Source organism: Amycolatopsis roodepoortensis, from assembly GCF_024628825.1.
In the GTDB taxonomy this organism is placed as follows: domain Bacteria; phylum Actinomycetota; class Actinomycetes; order Mycobacteriales; family Pseudonocardiaceae; genus Amycolatopsis; species Amycolatopsis roodepoortensis.
This window is the reverse complement of the sequence record NZ_CP102415.1, coordinates 6,275,158-6,289,343: the sequence shown is the minus strand read 5'-3', so window position 1 is coordinate 6,289,343 and position 14,186 is coordinate 6,275,158. Positions and strand designations below refer to the sequence as shown.

The 14,186-nt window shown below is 70.2% G+C and carries 19 protein-coding genes; 12 read left to right on the top strand and 7 right to left on the bottom strand.

The features are described from left to right. The first annotated feature begins 18 nt into the window (after positions 1–18). Complete coding sequence (locus NQK81_RS30135; RefSeq protein WP_257484178.1) at positions 19–450, top strand: arsenate-mycothiol transferase ArsC; 432 nt, start codon at positions 19–21, stop codon at positions 448–450. Here the strand turns inward: NQK81_RS30135 and NQK81_RS30130 are convergent, their stop codons facing one another. Continuing rightward, on the bottom strand, positions 451–609 hold the full coding sequence (locus NQK81_RS30130; protein ID WP_257484177.1) for a hypothetical protein: 159 nt from the start codon (positions 607–609) through the stop codon (positions 451–453). A gap of 853 nt (positions 610–1,462) precedes the next feature. Here NQK81_RS30130 and NQK81_RS30125 point away from each other — a divergent pair. The 3 genes from NQK81_RS30125 (at position 1,463) to mscL (ending at position 3,030) form a co-directional block, all read left to right on the top strand. After that, positions 1,463–1,774, top strand: coding sequence for an FmdB family zinc ribbon protein (locus NQK81_RS30125; RefSeq protein ID WP_126736849.1), 312 nt, complete (start codon positions 1,463–1,465; stop codon positions 1,772–1,774). Between the two features lie 116 nt (positions 1,775–1,890). Then, positions 1,891–2,532: an SAF domain-containing protein gene (locus tag NQK81_RS30120; protein ID WP_257484176.1), complete on the top strand. Its 642-nt coding sequence runs from the start codon at positions 1,891–1,893 to the stop codon at positions 2,530–2,532. A gap of 93 nt (positions 2,533–2,625) precedes the next feature. Then, on the top strand, positions 2,626–3,030 hold the full coding sequence (gene mscL / locus NQK81_RS30115) for a large-conductance mechanosensitive channel protein MscL (protein ID WP_126736847.1): 405 nt from the start codon (positions 2,626–2,628) through the stop codon (positions 3,028–3,030). A gap of 6 nt (positions 3,031–3,036) precedes the next feature. On the opposite strand, the gene NQK81_RS30110 is transcribed toward mscL, so the two are convergent. Continuing rightward, positions 3,037–3,210, bottom strand: a complete 174-nt coding sequence (locus NQK81_RS30110; protein ID WP_257484175.1) for a hypothetical protein — start codon at positions 3,208–3,210, stop codon at positions 3,037–3,039. A 55-nt stretch (positions 3,211–3,265) separates the two neighbouring features. On the opposite strand from NQK81_RS30110, the gene NQK81_RS30105 reads away from it, so the two are divergent. Continuing rightward, complete coding sequence (locus NQK81_RS30105) at positions 3,266–3,553, top strand: Rv0909 family putative TA system antitoxin (protein WP_185927365.1); 288 nt, start codon at positions 3,266–3,268, stop codon at positions 3,551–3,553. Between the two features lie 33 nt (positions 3,554–3,586). On the opposite strand, the gene NQK81_RS30100 is transcribed toward NQK81_RS30105, so the two are convergent. Further along, on the bottom strand, positions 3,587–4,087 hold the full coding sequence (locus tag NQK81_RS30100) for a MogA/MoaB family molybdenum cofactor biosynthesis protein (protein ID WP_005155592.1): 501 nt from the start codon (positions 4,085–4,087) through the stop codon (positions 3,587–3,589). 122 nt (positions 4,088–4,209) lie between these two features. On the opposite strand from NQK81_RS30100, the gene NQK81_RS30095 reads away from it, so the two are divergent. Next, complete coding sequence (locus NQK81_RS30095) at positions 4,210–5,271, top strand: NAD-dependent epimerase/dehydratase family protein (RefSeq protein WP_257484174.1); 1,062 nt, start codon at positions 4,210–4,212, stop codon at positions 5,269–5,271. 71 nt (positions 5,272–5,342) lie between these two features. Then, the gene (locus NQK81_RS30090) at positions 5,343–6,146 is read left to right on the top strand and encodes an MBL fold metallo-hydrolase (protein ID WP_257484173.1); all 804 of its coding nucleotides are present in this window, start codon (positions 5,343–5,345) and stop codon (positions 6,144–6,146) included. Between the two features lies 1 nt (position 6,147). Here the strand turns inward: NQK81_RS30090 and NQK81_RS30085 are convergent, their stop codons facing one another. From NQK81_RS30085 to NQK81_RS30070, 4 genes are read right to left on the bottom strand one after another with little or no spacing between them, the layout of a single operon-like run. Further along, on the bottom strand, positions 6,148–7,314 hold the full coding sequence (locus NQK81_RS30085) for a serine hydrolase domain-containing protein (RefSeq protein WP_257484172.1): 1,167 nt from the start codon (positions 7,312–7,314) through the stop codon (positions 6,148–6,150). 54 nt (positions 7,315–7,368) lie between these two features. After that, positions 7,369–8,418 carry a sensor histidine kinase gene (locus NQK81_RS30080; protein ID WP_257484171.1) on the bottom strand — a complete coding sequence of 350 codons (1,050 nt, stop codon included), beginning with the start codon at positions 8,416–8,418 and terminating at the stop codon, positions 7,369–7,371. Continuing rightward, positions 8,415–9,113, bottom strand: coding sequence for a response regulator transcription factor (locus NQK81_RS30075; RefSeq protein WP_034305757.1), 699 nt, complete (start codon positions 9,111–9,113; stop codon positions 8,415–8,417). The genes NQK81_RS30080 and NQK81_RS30075 overlap by 4 nt, the downstream gene beginning before the upstream one ends. Before the next feature lie 10 nt (positions 9,114–9,123). Continuing rightward, positions 9,124–10,476, bottom strand: coding sequence for a hypothetical protein (locus tag NQK81_RS30070; RefSeq protein ID WP_257484169.1), 1,353 nt, complete (start codon positions 10,474–10,476; stop codon positions 9,124–9,126). A 131-nt stretch (positions 10,477–10,607) separates the two neighbouring features. On the opposite strand from NQK81_RS30070, the gene NQK81_RS30065 reads away from it, so the two are divergent. From NQK81_RS30065 to NQK81_RS30045, 5 genes are read left to right on the top strand one after another with little or no spacing between them, the layout of a single operon-like run. Next, on the top strand, positions 10,608–11,264 hold the full coding sequence (locus tag NQK81_RS30065) for a glycosyltransferase family 2 protein (RefSeq protein ID WP_257484168.1): 657 nt from the start codon (positions 10,608–10,610) through the stop codon (positions 11,262–11,264). Then, positions 11,261–11,905, top strand: coding sequence for a TIGR04282 family arsenosugar biosynthesis glycosyltransferase (locus NQK81_RS30060; protein WP_257484167.1), 645 nt, complete (start codon positions 11,261–11,263; stop codon positions 11,903–11,905). Before NQK81_RS30065 ends, NQK81_RS30060 begins: the two co-directional genes overlap by 4 nt. After that, entirely contained in the window at positions 11,902–12,510 is a 609-nt protein-coding gene (locus NQK81_RS30055; protein ID WP_126736837.1) for a methyltransferase domain-containing protein, read from the top strand. Before NQK81_RS30060 ends, NQK81_RS30055 begins: the two co-directional genes overlap by 4 nt. Next, on the top strand, positions 12,507–13,574 hold the full coding sequence (locus tag NQK81_RS30050) for a molybdopterin-dependent oxidoreductase (protein ID WP_257484166.1): 1,068 nt from the start codon (positions 12,507–12,509) through the stop codon (positions 13,572–13,574). Before NQK81_RS30055 ends, NQK81_RS30050 begins: the two co-directional genes overlap by 4 nt. Beyond that, positions 13,571–13,981, top strand: coding sequence for a hypothetical protein (locus tag NQK81_RS30045; RefSeq protein ID WP_257484165.1), 411 nt, complete (start codon positions 13,571–13,573; stop codon positions 13,979–13,981). The genes NQK81_RS30050 and NQK81_RS30045 overlap by 4 nt, the downstream gene beginning before the upstream one ends. Positions 13,982–14,186 lie beyond the last annotated feature (205 nt).

The following is a 14,186-nucleotide window of genomic DNA, read 5'->3' as shown; positions in this document are numbered from 1 at the left end:
AGGAGAGCGGGCGAGAAGATGACGGATATCCTTTTCGTGTGCGTGCACAACGCGAGCCGATCGCAGATGGCGGCCGCGTTGCTGAAGCATCACGGATTCGGCCGGGTGACAGTGCGGTCCGCGGGGTGCGACCCGGCGGAGCGGATCAATCCCTTGGTGGCGGGCGCGCTGGCGGAATGGGACGTCGACATCTCGGGCGAGGTGCCGAGCCGGGTCACCTACGAAGACGTGGCGGCGGCCGACATCGTGATCACCATGGGCTGCGAGACCTATCCGGTCGCCGAAGGGACAAGATACGTCGAATGGGTCGTCCCCGACCCGGAAACCGAAGGAATCGTCGGCATCCGGCCGCTACGGGACGACATGGACCGGCGGGTTCGCGAGCTTCTTTCGTCCCTTGTGGACACTCCAGCCCGCGCCCGGCCCGCTCTTCTCAGGAAATCCTCCTGATCAGGCGCACGGTGACCTGGTCGCCTCGTGGTCGTGACCGCCCACGGTGCCGCCGACCTCGACGGCCATTCCAGCACCGGAGAATTCGGCGGATTCCTGCATGTTCACCCAGGGCAGGCCGCTATTGGAATCAGGAACGACTTCGGCGGTGAAGGTCACGTCGATTTCCTGCGGCGCTTCGCGTCCGCCATATTCGAGCCTTTCCGATCGGAGGTGAGACGACACCCTTTACAGACGGCGCGCCACGCAATCGGGAAGAGGCCGGGCGGCGGCGCCGGAGGTTACTTTTGACGGACGAGAAAGGGCGCCGCCGCGGACCGGGGGTCGAGTCCCCAGTTCGCACCCCGGCTGACGATCCCCGGAAGCGGAGCCGTGGCACCGCCCCGACTCGCCGGAACGCTCAGCGCCCGCGACCGTGACCCCGCGGGCGCTGAGCGGCCGGGTTCACTGGTACGCACCCTCGAAGTCGAACACCCTCAGCCGGCAGAACCCGGCGGGCTTGGCCGTAGCTCATGCCGTACATGGCGGTGACCATGCCTGCCGGTGTTGCGGGTAGCCGTGAGCCGGGCGGCCGAATCTCCACGTTCGCATCGATGAGCGCGGCGCGAACGCCGCTGGGCAGCACGCGCTGCGCGCCACCAACGACGACGGAGACCCAGGAGCCACATGGCCAGATCATGCCTTGACGCGACCGACCCTGGCGCTAGAGACGGCAGGGGCGAGGGAAGCGGGGCAAACAGGCACACGGGGCAGCCGGAGAGGCCGCCAGAGTGAGCACTGAGCAGGAAGGCGAGCCCCTCAGGCGGCACGCTCGGAGACCGCCCAGCTCATGACGGCTCGTACCCTGGACCAGAGCCGACCTCGGTCCGGCGAGGAACAGGTACGGAACAGAGGGCGTGACCAGGTCGTCATGTGACCTTGGGAAACCTTGTTTGACCTGCGTCGGAATGCCCCGGTACCGTAGGGCGTTAGCACTCTTGTCGGCTGAGTGCCAATGCACGAAGGAGCAGCAGTGCCCACCTACCAGTACGCCTGCAAGGAATGCGACCACGCTTTCGAGGCCGTGCAGTCGTTCTCCGACGCGAGCTTGACCGTGTGCCCGCAGTGCTCGGGCCCGCTTCGCAAGGTCTTCAGCTCGGTCGGCGTGGTCTTCAAGGGCAGCGGTTTCTACCGCACCGACTCGCGTGACTCGAAGGCCAGCACCACCTCGGCCCCGGCCAAGTCCGAGACCAAGACGGAGTCGAAGAGCGAGTCGAAGCCGGAGACCAAGAGCGCGACATCCTCCTCCACGGGTACGACGAAAACGGCCGCCGCCGCTTCCTGACGTCCCGAGTTGTCCACAGGCCCCCGGTTATCCACAGCCGGGGGTTTTCGTTCTTTCCAGGGCAGCGCGCCCGCCCCTAACGTCGAGATCAACACCGATCGACGAGGGGGAATCCCGTGCTCCATCAACTGCCCGTCCTGCGAAGACTCCACGGCAGGCCGGCCCGGCTGCTCCGCCGCTGGCTCGCCCTTTCCCTGCTGCTCGGCGGCCTGATCGCGCTGTTCCTGCCCGCGTCCGCACGCGGCACGCCCGGCACCGCGACCGTCGTCTCCGCCCGCGACCTCCCGGCAGGCTCGCTGCTGCGCGCCGAGGACGTCAAACTCGTCGGCCTCCCGGACGACATCCGTCCACAGGGCGCCACCGGCCTGCCTTCCTCGGTGGAGGGGCGGATGCTCGTCGGTGCGGCGCGGGCGGGTGAACCGCTGACGGACGTCCGCCTGCTGGACGCGGGCATCCCCGGATCGGGTGATCCCGAGAGTTCGACCGTGCCGGTGAGGCTCGCCGACGCCGGTGTCGCGGAGTTGCTCAGGCCGGGCCGCCGCGTCGACGTCGTCGCGGCCGCCGAAGCCGGGCGCGAGGCGTCCGTGCTGGCCAGCGCGGCCGTCGTGGCCGCGGTGGGCGAGCAGAGCACCCGCGATCCGACCTCGCCCCGTGCCGGGAGCAAGGGACCTTTGGTGCTGCTTTCCCTGCCTTCCGCCATCGCGACACGGGTCGCGGCCACCTCGCTGGAACGGTCCATAACGGTTACCCTCCGCTAGCTCGCGCCTGCCCTGCGGCGGCGGGCGCCTGCGTCCCCCCGGTATGGAGAAGGGACGGTCGGCGAACCGTCCCAGGTGAAAGAGGAGAGCGTCTTGATCAAGGGCTTCAAGGACTTCCTGATGCGCGGGAACGTCGTCGACCTCGCGGTCGCGGTGGTCATCGGCGCCGCGTTCACAGCGATCGTCACGGCCTTCACGAACGGCCTGATCAAACCGCTGATCAACGCCATCGGCGGCTCGGACGCCGCCAAGGGGCTGGGGTTCAACATCCTCAGCGCGAACGACTCGACGTTCATGGACTTCGGCGGCGTGATCAACGCGGCGATCAACTTCGTGATCGTGGCCGCGGTCGTCTACTTCGTGATCGTGCTGCCGGTCAAGCACGTCCAGGAGCGGCGCAAGCGCGGTGAAGAGGCCGGCCCCTCGGAGCCGACCGACGTCGAACTGCTCACCGAGATCCGTGACCTGCTGCGCGCGCAGCAGAACCGCGCGAACTGACCCGGGTCACCGGTCGTGATGAGGCGGCCGGTTCTCCAGGAACCACGAGTCGGAGTCCGGGGTGCGCTGCCCCGGCTCTCGCTCGTCGGAGGTCGTGTCCGGCAGGACGTCGCCGAAGATCTCGTCGACCCGCCGTTTCTCCGCCGCGGAGGAACGCTTGTCCTCGTCTTCACCTGGCATGACACCCATTTTCGCACCGGTCGCGGGGGCCGCCCGCCGGTGGGACCATCAGCGCATGAGCATCGTCGACAAAGCGAAGGGGCTGGCCGCGCAGGCCATCCACAAAGCGGAAGAGGTCGCGGGCGAAGTCCGCGAGAAGGCCGGGCCGCTGGCCGAGAAGGCGGGCGACGTGGCGGCCAAGGGTGTCTCGGCGGCGTCGGCCGGGGCGAACAAGGTCACCGGCGGCCGGTTCGAGGACAAGATCGGCCAGGTCACCGAAAAAGTGGAAGGAGTGCTGCACCACGACAAGAAGGGCGAGCCCGGGACCGAACCCGGACCCGCCCCGAAGGACCCCGCCTCCTGAACGCGGGGCCCCTGAAAACCGAGCCTCTGAAAACTAGGCCTCTTCGAGCCCGGACAGCTCGTCGATCACGTACGGCACCAGCGACGAGAGCGTCGCCATGCCGTCGCGGACGGCCGCGCGCGAACCCGCGAGGTTGACCACCAGCGTGCTGCCGGAGACGCCGACGAGCCCGCGGGAGATCCCCGCGTCCACCGCGCCGGCGGCCAGACCGGAGGCGCGCAGGGCTTCGCCGATGCCCGGGATCGGGCGGTCGAGCACCCCGGCCGTCGCGTCGGGGGTGCGGTCGCGCGGCGAGACCCCGGTGCCGCCGACGGTGATCACCAGGTCGGCACCGCCGATCACCGCGGTGTTGAGCGCGTTGCGGATCGCGGCCGTCTCGGCCTCGACCACCACGACGCCGTCGACGATGAACCCGGCCTCTTCGAGCAGCTCCGTGACCAGCGGTCCCGTGTTGTCCTCGTGTTCGCCGTGGGCGACCCGATCGTCCACGATGACCACCAGTGCGCGGCCCAGCCGTTGTGCGCTCCGTTCCATGGTCACACCGTATCCGGTTTCGGCTGATCTTCGCTTCAGCGGTGCCGCGTAGTTGTGACGATTCCCTGACGTGAGCCCGCGATCCGGCGCCGCCGCCCGGGATCGCCCCTAGCGTCGGGACGGTGCGAACACTGATAACCGGCGGGGCCGGATTCATCGGCTCCCACATCGCCGATCTGCTGTCCGATCAAGGTGACGAGGTCGTCGTCCTCGACAACCTTCTGAGCACCGCGCACGGTTCGCCGCATCCGCCGGGGTACACCGGCCGCCACCGGTTCCTGCGTGGCGACGTCACCGACCCCGAACTGGTGGCCGAGCTGCTGGACGGCGTCGACGCGGTCTGCCATCAGGCGGCCGTGGTCGGGCACGGCGTCGATCCGTCCGACGCGCCGTCGTACGCGCTGAACAACGACTACGGGACCGCCGTCCTGCTCGCCGCGATGCACCGGGCCGGGGTCCGGAAGCTGGTGCTCGCCTCGTCGATGGTCGTCTACGGCGAAGGCCGCTACGAATGCCCCATCCACGGGATCGTGCCGCCGTCGCCGCGGAAGCGATCCGATGTGGACGCCGGCTGCTTCGAGCCGTCGTGCGCCACCTGCGGCGCCGAACTCGACTGGCGCCTGGTCCCCGAAGACGCGCCGCTGCGGCCGCGAAGCACCTACGCGGCCACCAAGCTCGCGCAGGAACATCTGGCGGCGGCGTGGGCCCGGCAAACCGGCGGAACGGTCTGGGCCCTGCGCTACCACAACGTCTACGGGCCGCGGATGCCGCAGAACACCCCGTACGCGGGCGTCGCGTCGCTGTTCCGTTCCTCGCTCCTGCGCGGCGAAGCGCCGATCGTGCTGGAGGACGGGAAACAGCAGCGCGACTTCGTGCACGTCCACGACGTGGCGAGGGCGAACGTCCTGGCGCTGCGCGCCGACGGGCCCGAAGGCGACCTGACACCGTTGAACATCTGTTCCGGCCAGCCCCACACCGTCGGCGAACTCGCCGAGGAACTCGCGAAGGCCTGTGGGGGGCCGTCTCCGATGATCGCCGGGGGCGCCCGACCCGCCGACGTCCGGCATGTCGTCGCGGACCCCGCCCGCGCCCGGCGACTGCTCGGCTTCACCGCGCGTACCGGTTTCGCCGAGGGCATCGCCGGGTTCGCCACCGCTGAGCTGCGGGAACCGGCCGGTCTCTGAAACCGGGAACAGACCGGGCCCTCCGCCGGTTGTCGTTCCCGGCAACGGAATCGGCTTTTTTGGGGGTTTTGGTGGGCATCACCGTCGGAGACATCGAGATCGAAGCGCTCGGGGACGGTCTGATCAGGCTTCCGCTCGCGTTCTTCCCGGGTCTCGACCCCGAGGCCCACCCGGAGATCTTCGACGAGGACGGCACCGTGCACGTCCCGACCGGCGCGTACCTCATCCGCGGCGACGGCCGCACGATCCTGGTCGACACCGGCCTCGGCCCGCGCGAATTCACCTTCCCGCCGGGGATGACGCCCGCCAAGGGCGACCCCACCCCGCCGATGGGCACGGGCGGCGACCTCGCGGCCGCGCTGGACAAGGCGGGCTGCCCGGTCGACGAGATCGACACCGTCTTCCTCACCCACCTGCACAACGACCACATCGGCTGGATCGCGCCCGAAGGCGAACTGACCTTCCCCGGCGCTCAGGTCGTCTTCGGCCGGCTCGACTGGGACGCGCTGATCGAGCCCGCCGGGACGGGCGAATGGAGCCGTGTCGGCATGGAGACCGCCCGCGGCGCGGGGCTGACCGAGGCGATCAGCGGCGACACCGTCGAGATCGCGCCCGGGATCGTGGCGCGGCACGCCCCCGGGCACACGCCCGGCCACTACGTCCTCGACGTCACCGCGGACGACGAGCGCCTGCTGCTGCTCGGCGACGTCCTGCACACGCCCGCGCAGCTGACGGACACGCGAGTGGGCTTCCTCGGCGACGTCGACCCCGAACTCGCGCTCCGCACCCGGCAGCGGTTCCTCGCGGAAGCGGAAGAGACCGGCGCGCTCATCGCGCCGGCCCACTTCCCGGAGATGGGGTTCCTGCGGCTCTGACCTACTTGCCGCACAGCACCTTGTCGGTGAGCAGCTGGTCGGCCTTGTTGTAGACCTGCCCGAGATCGGCGGCCGAGTCGCCGTAGGTCATGGAGAGCTCGAACGTCCTGCTGCCGTCGGGCGTGCTGGCCATCACCGTCCCGAAGCCGTGGAAGCCGCCCATGCCCTTGAGGACGGTGCCGCAGCTCGCTTCCTGAACGTAGATGCCCAGGCCGTAGCCGCCCTTCGGGTGCGGCTTGCGCATCTCGTCGAGCAGCGGGGCAGGCAGGAGCTTTCCGCCCAGCAGCGCGGAGAAGAACGTGTGGAGGTCCTTCGTGGTCGAGATCAGCTCACCGGCGCTGGACGCCCACGACGGGTTCTGGTTCGTGATGTCGACGGTCTTCCACTGCCCGGGCTTCTCCTCGTAGCGGTAGTAGCCGTGGGCGTGCGGCCCGGGGATGCCCGGCCAGGTGCCGGGAACCACGGTGTCGCGCAGCCCGAGCGGCCGCAGGATCCGCCGCTGGATCTCGTCGCCGTAGGGACGGCCGGCGACCTTCTCGATCACCAGCCCGGCGAGGACGTAGTTGATGTTCGTGTAGGTCCAGTCCGTGCCCGGCGCGAACAGCGGCGGCTTGGACAGGCCGAACCGCACCAGTTCCTCCGGCCGGTAGGTGTGGAACCGGTTGTCCAGGAACTCCTTACCGGTCAAGGGGATTCCCGGCACGATCGTGCCGTCCGGCAGCATCGCGCCGGTGTAGTCGAACAGGCCGCTGGTGTGCTGCAACAGCATCCGCACCGTGATCCGCCGGTCGAGGCCGAACTCGGGCAGGTACCCGGCCACCGGCGCGTCCAGGCCCACCTTGCCCTCGCCCACCAGCTGCAGGACGACGGTGGACACGAAGGTCTTGGTGTTGCTGCCGATCCGGAACCGCCCGTTCGTCGGGGGCTTGGCGGCCGAGCCCAGCTCGCGCACCCCGGCGCTGCCGGTCCAGTCGCCGCGCGCGTCGTGCACCCGCAGCTGTGTCCCGGCGAAACCGGAGGCGACGATCTGCTCGGCCATCGCCCGCAGGTCCGGCCGGTCCCGCCCCTTGTCCGCGGCGGCCACGCCGGGCGTGATCCCGGCCAGCAGTGCGGCCGCCACCGCGGTGAGCCCGGCCCGCCGGAAGAATCGCTTCGCTGAAGTCGTCATGGCGGCAACGATCGCGGCCCGCCCTGACACCGCGGTGACACGCCGCTGACACGGTCAGGGCATGGCGAGCGGGAGCCGGACCTCGAACCGGCAGCCGGGCCCGTCGTTCCGGACGCCGATGCGGCCGCGATGGGCTTCGACGAGGCCTTTCGCGATCGCCAGCCCGAGCCCGCCGCCGCTCGCCAGCCCGCCGCGCTCGGGGGTGCGCGCCGTCGTCCCGCGGAACGCGACGTCGAAGACCCGCCCGATCTCGTCTTCGGGGATCCCGCCGCAGCCGTCGGAGACCGCGAGCAGCGCCTCGCCGCCCTCGATGCCGATCTGGACCGCGACCGTCCCGTCCGGCGGCGTGTGCCGCACGGCGTTGGACACCAGGTTGCGCACGATCCGCGCCAGTTCCGGGTCGCTGCCGGAGACGACCGGCCACACGTTCGCGTACTCGATCATCCGCACGCGTTTCTGCTCGGCGAGCGGTGCTTGCGCGGCGACGGCGTCGCTCACGACGTCGCGCAGCGGCACCGCGGCCATCGTCAGCTGCAGCGCGCCCGCGGTGATCCGTGAGAGCTCGAACAGGTCGCCGACCATGCCGGACAGCCGCGTGGTCTCGCCGCTGATCCGCCGTGCGTAGCCGGTGACCTCGATCGGGTCGGCGACGACGCCGTCCGCGACGGCCTCGGCCATCGCCTGGATGCCGGCCAGCGGGCTCCGCAGGTCGTGGCTGATCCACGCGACCAGTTCGCGCCGCGACGCCTCGGCCGCGCGCTCCCGTTCCCGCGCCTCCCGCTCCCACACACTGCGGCGCGCGATCGCGCGGCCGAGCACGAGCGCCGCCGGCACCGTCACCAGCGCGACCAGCACACAGACCAGCGTCATCGTGGTCAGCGCCGGGGTGAACATGAACCCGCTGATCCCGAGCACCGCGATCAGCGTCGCGAGCACCGGGATCAGCACGAGGATCGTCATCGTGCTGGCCAGCGAGCCGCGCCGGAGCAGGTACAGCGCCAGACCGCCGAGCACCATCACCGGCAACGCGAACATCAGCGCGAACGGCAGGATATGCCAGGCGTGCGCCAGCATCTCGCCGAACGACTCACCGGAGCCGATCATCGCCGCACCGGGTCGTACCGGTAGCCGACGCCCCACACGGTGGCGACGCGGACGGGTTTCGCCGGGTTCTTCTCGATCTTCTCTCGCAACCGTCTCACGTGGACGGTCACCGTGGACTGGTCGCCGAAGTCCCAGCCCCAGACCTTCTCCAGCAGATCGGCGCGGGAGAACGCGACACCGGGATGGGTGAGGAAGAACGCGAGCAGATCGAATTCCCGGCTCGTCAGCGGAAGTTCCACGCCACCGAGGGCCGCCTGCCGCGCCGACATCTGCAACGCGAGGTCGCCGTCGGTGATCACGCGCGCCGCCGGTTCGGGCCGCGGCATCCGCGCCCGCCGCAGGACCGACGCCACGCGCAACGCGAGTTCCTTGGGGCTGAACGGTTTCGTGACGTAGTCGTCGGCGCCGAGCTGGAGTCCGGCGATCCGGTTCTCCTCCTCGCCGAGCGCGGTCAGCATCACGACCGGCACCTGGCTCACCTGCCGCAGGCGACGGCACACCTCGAGCCCGTTGAGGCCGGGCATCATGACATCGAGGACCACGAGATCCGGCCCGGTCGCGGAGAACAGCCGCAACCCCTCGGTGCCGTCCCCGGCGACGTCGACTTCGAAGCCCGCGACCTCCAGGTACCGCCGGACGACGTCCCGCACGGTCTCGTCGTCGTCGACCACGAGTACGCGGCCCTGCTCTGTCATGTCGTCCACCTCACCAGCTCGTCAGCACCAGATGGTTCACCACCAGCGCCGTCGCCGCCGACGCGGCGAGCCACCACCGCCGTCCCTTCGACGGCAGCAGCGCCACCGCGGGCAGCAGCCACACCTCGAACGGTAGCCAGATGCGTTCGACCTCCGCCTTCGACAGGCCGGACAGGTCGGCGAAAGCGATCGCCAGTACCGCGGCCACCACGATGAGGGTGACCGGCTCGCGGAACGACCGTTTCGGCTCGGCGAGGAACTCCGCACCCGCACGCCGCGTCCCGGCGATCACGGCCGGGCCGACCGCGATCAGCACCGCCGCGATATCCGCCCACACCCAGTAGGAGTACGGGCGCAGCGTCGCGATCCCCTGGTAGTAGCGCTCGACCACCAGGTGGTAGCCGTCGAGCCACCAGAACCCGGCCAGCGCGAACGCCACCACGACCACGGTCACGCCCGCCGTGGCGAGGAGCAGGATCCGCCATTCGCGGGTCAGCACGACGACGGCCAGCACGATCACGCCGAGCAGCACGAGACCGTAGGACAGGAAGAGCCCGAACCCGAGCAGCAGACCACCGGGGAGCGCGAGGATCCGCCGTCGCGTGGCGAGTGCCAGCAGCGCGATCCCGGTCGCCGTGACCCCCGCGAAGAGACCGTCGGCGGAGACACCGATCCAGATCGCGCCCGGGGTCAGGACGGCGAAGGGCAGGACAGTCCTCGCGGCGTCCTGCCTGCCCAGCGCGGAGAGCGTCACCGGCACCGCGACCACCGCGAGGCAGCCGGCCAGCACGACGACCGTCGAAGCCCACGCGCCGCCCTGCAGACCGAGCCGGTCGAGCCAGACGAAGACCAGCGTCGCGCCCGGCGGATGCCCGGAGACGTGCGTCGTCCACGAATCCGGCTGGAAGTCCAGGATGCGCGAGGAGAACCCGGCCAGCATCTTCGGGATGTCGGTGATCCCCGGGACCTCGTGCAGGTACTCGTGTTCCGTGGTGAGCCTGCCGGTGAAACCGCGCGTCCACCCATCGATCATCGCCAGCGAGAACGTCCACGCCAGCGCGGTCACGTAGCCGAGCGTGAGCAGCGGACGCCACCGCAGCCGGGCGGCGAGCAAGGGACCTTTGGTGACGACCACGAGCGCGAGCACGACCGCGGCCACCGAACCCGGCCCCACATGCGGCAGCCACAACCCGAACAGCGGCGGCGCGAAGGCGTAGATCACCACGCCGGAACCGGGCCGGTTGTAGTGGAGGCCGACCGCGATCGCGGCGGCGACCACGAGCATCGCCAACCCCACGGCGATCAGATCGGCCCGGCGGCCGGTACGGGAAGGGGCGGTGACAGTGGACATCACCGGCACCATAACCGCGTTCCCGCTGCCCGGCGGCTCGGCGGCGCGGACCGTCAGAACTCGGTAAGAACTTCCCGGACGTCAGAATTCGGTAAGCAGCGCAAGGGTTTTCGTCCGTCCACCTCGGACTTAACGTGCGTTGCGTGAACGATGACCAGGTTGACGTCGTGCTCCCCTGTCTCGACGAGGCCGGTGCCCTTCCCGGGGTGCTGGCGGCCCTGCCCGGACATTACCGGGCGATCGTGGTCGACAACGGCTCCACGGACGGCTCCGCCGAAATCGCGGCCGGGCTCGGGGCCAAGGTCGTCCACGAGCCCAGGCGCGGCTACGGCGCCGCGGTGCACACGGGGCTGGAAGCGGCCACGGCGGACGTCGTGTGTTTCGCCGACGCCGACGGCTCCCTCGACCTCGCCGAGTTGCCGACGCTGGTCGGCGGCCTCGCCGACGCCGAGCTGACGGTCGGGCGCCGGATTCCCATCGGCCCTGGTGTCTGGCCGTGGCATGCGAGAGCCGGCAACGCCGTGATCTCGTCTCTCCTGCGACACAAGGGATTGCCGGTCCGCGACATCGCGCCGCTGCGAGCCGTCCGGCGACGGGCACTGCTCGATCTCGACGTCACCGATCGCGCCTTCGGTTACCCGCTCGAACTGCTGATCAAGGCGAATCGCGCGGGCTGGCGGGTCACCGAGTTCGACGTGTCCTACGGCGAACGCGCCAAGGGCACGAAATCGAAGGTCTCCGGCTCGCTGCGGGGAACCCTGCGGGCCGCGAGGGATTTCGGGCGGGTGCTGAGCCGATGACCTTCTGCCTGTTGATCGTCGCCAAAGCGCCCGTGCCCGGTTTCGCGAAGACGCGGCTCTGCCCGCCCGCGACACCGGAGCAGGCCGCCGGGATCGCGGCCGCCTCGCTGCTCGACACTCTCGAAGCCGCCCTCCTGACCCCGAAGGCACGCGTGGTCGTCGCCATGACCGGCAAGCTCGACGAAGCCGTCCGCGGCGCGGAAATCACTTCAGCGCTCCGAAAAACGGAGGTGATCCCCCAACGCGGAGAAGGTTTCGACCTGCGACTGGTCAACGCCCACGCCGACGCGCCCCGCCCCGGCGAACCGGTGCTGCAGATCGGGATGGACACCCCGCAGGTCACCCCGTCGCTCCTGGCCGACGCCGCGAACCGGCCCGAAGATTCGGTCCTCGGACTCGCGGAAGACGGTGGCTGGTGGGCACTGGGCCTCAAGGATCCGCTGCACGCCAAGGCTCTCGCCGGGGTGCCGATGTCGCGTGATGACACCGGACGTCAGACCTTGCGCGCCCTGGCCGATATCGGCCTCCGGCCCGGCGCCCTGCCCACACTGTCCGATGTGGACACGATCGCGGACGCGCACCGGGTCGCGGCGGCGGCTCCGCACGGCCGGTTCGCCCGAGCGGTGGCGGAGGTCCGGTGACCGCCTTCGACCGCGGCCTGCTCGGCCACCGCTGCTGGCTGGAACTGGCGACCGGCGAACGCGTCGACCTGCCGGTCGACCGCTGGACGGCCATCCCCTGCGACGGCGACGACGTCCTCCTCGCCGCCTGCGACGGCCCGACCCTCGACGTCGGCTGCGGGCCCGGCAGGCTCACCGCCGCGCTGACCGAACGCGGTGTCGCCTCGCTCGGCGTCGACATCTCGGCCACCGCCGTGCGGCTCACCCACGCCCGCGGCGCCGCCGCGCTCCACCGGGACGTGTTCGACCGGCTCCCCGGCGAAGGGCGCTGGCGGCATGTCCTGCTCGCCGACGGGAACATCGGCATCGGCGGCGACCCGCATCGCCTCCTGGCCAGGATGGCGGAACTGCTCACCGACGGCGGGACGGTGCTCGTCGAACTCGACCCGCCCGGCCGCGGCCTCCGGCAGGACCGCGTCCGGCTGCGCCCCGACAACGGCGCCTGGTTCACCTGGGCCTGGGTCGGCGTGGAAGCGATCGCGGATCTCGCCGCGCGCACCGCGTTCCGCGTCGCGTGGTCCACCAGTCACGGTCACCGCTGGTTCGCCTGCCTGGAGAAAGCATGAACACCCCTTCGGAGCGGGTGACGTCCCGGATCGGGCTCGCGCTCGCCGTCACGTTCACGCTGTGCTTCGTCACCGGCCTGATCAGCCATCTCATCCAGCATCCGCCGTCGTGGTTCGGCTGGCCGAGCCGCCCGGTCTGGCTGTACCGGGTCACCCAGGGCACGCACGTGATCTCCGGGATCGCGTCGATTCCCTTGCTGCTGGCCAAACTCTGGAGCGTCTACCCGAAACTGTTCGAGCGCCCGGTGATCCGCTCACTGCCGCACGCGCTGGAACGCCTGTCGATCCTGGTGCTTTCGGCCGCCGCGTTCTTCGAAGTCGTCACCGGCCTGTTCAACGTCGCGCAGAACTATCCGTGGACGTTCTACTTCCCGCAGCTGCACTACGCGGTCGCGTGGGTGGCGATCGGCTCGATTCTGGTGCACGTCGCCGTGAAACTCCCGATCGTCCGCCGCTCACTCACGACCAAGCCCGAGCCCTCGCGCCGCGCCTTCCTCCGCACGACCTGGCTCGCCGCGGGTGTCGCCGTCGTCGCGACCGCTGGAGCGACGGTTCCGTTGCTGCGCACCGTTTCCGGGCTATCGTGGCGGAGTGACAAGGGCCCGCAAGGTCTGCCGGTGAACCGGACCGCCGCGGCTGCGGGTGTCCTGGACACGGCGAACGACCCCGGCTGGCGGCTTTCGGTGGTGACGCCGAACGGTACGAAGACCTATTCGCTGGAAGAACTCCGCGCGCTGCCGAGAACTTCGGCCGAGCTGCCGATCGCGTGCGTCGAAGGATGGAGCGAGTCCGCGCGCTGGAGCGGCGTCTCACTGCCGGAGTTGTTGCGGCACGCCGGAAGCACGCCGGGCACTCCGGTCCGCGTGTTCTCGCTGGAGAAGGCCGGGCCCTACGGGATCAGCGATCTTCCCGGCGAGCACACCGCGGACGACCTCACCCTGCTGGCACTGGAACTCAACGGCGAGGTGCTCGACGCCGACCACGGCTTCCCGTGCCGGATCATCGCCCCGAACCGGCCCGGCGTCCTGCAGACGAAATGGGTCGCCCGTTTGGAGACGCTGTGAAGACGTTGCGGCTGCTACTGTTCGTGCCCGGCCTCGCCGCGCTCGCGTGGGGCGCGGTGCTGTTCTCCGAGTACGCCTTCCCGCTGCGCCCGGACGTCTTCAAGACGCTGGGCTGGCTCGCCGGTGGCCCGCTGGCGCACGACCTGCTGATCGCGCCGCTGGTCGGCGCCGTGGGGTTCGCGCTGAGCAGGTTCCTCCCGGAGCGCTGGAAGACGCCGGTCAAGACAGGCGCGGTGCTCAGCGGGGTGTTGACGCTGCTCGCGATCCCGTTGCTGTGGCGGCCTTTCGGCGGCGCACGGAACCCGGGCCTGCACGACGCCGACACCGTCACCGGCCTGCTCGTCAGCCTGGCGGTCGTCTGGCTCGGCGTCCTCGTGGCCGCGCTGCTCCGGCGGAAGGCGCACTAGAGAGGCCTTGGTGGCCTGCCCGGCGCCGTGTCGCGAAAGCCACTTTCGGGACACGTGACGTCCCGAAAGTGGCTTTCGCGACATGCGGCTGTGCCGTCTGCGATGAATGGTCCGATCAGAAGGCACGACCGTTGCGAAAGCCACTTTCGCAACCTTCAACGTTGCGAAAGTGGCTTTCGCAACACGCAATTGCCTTATCCATCAA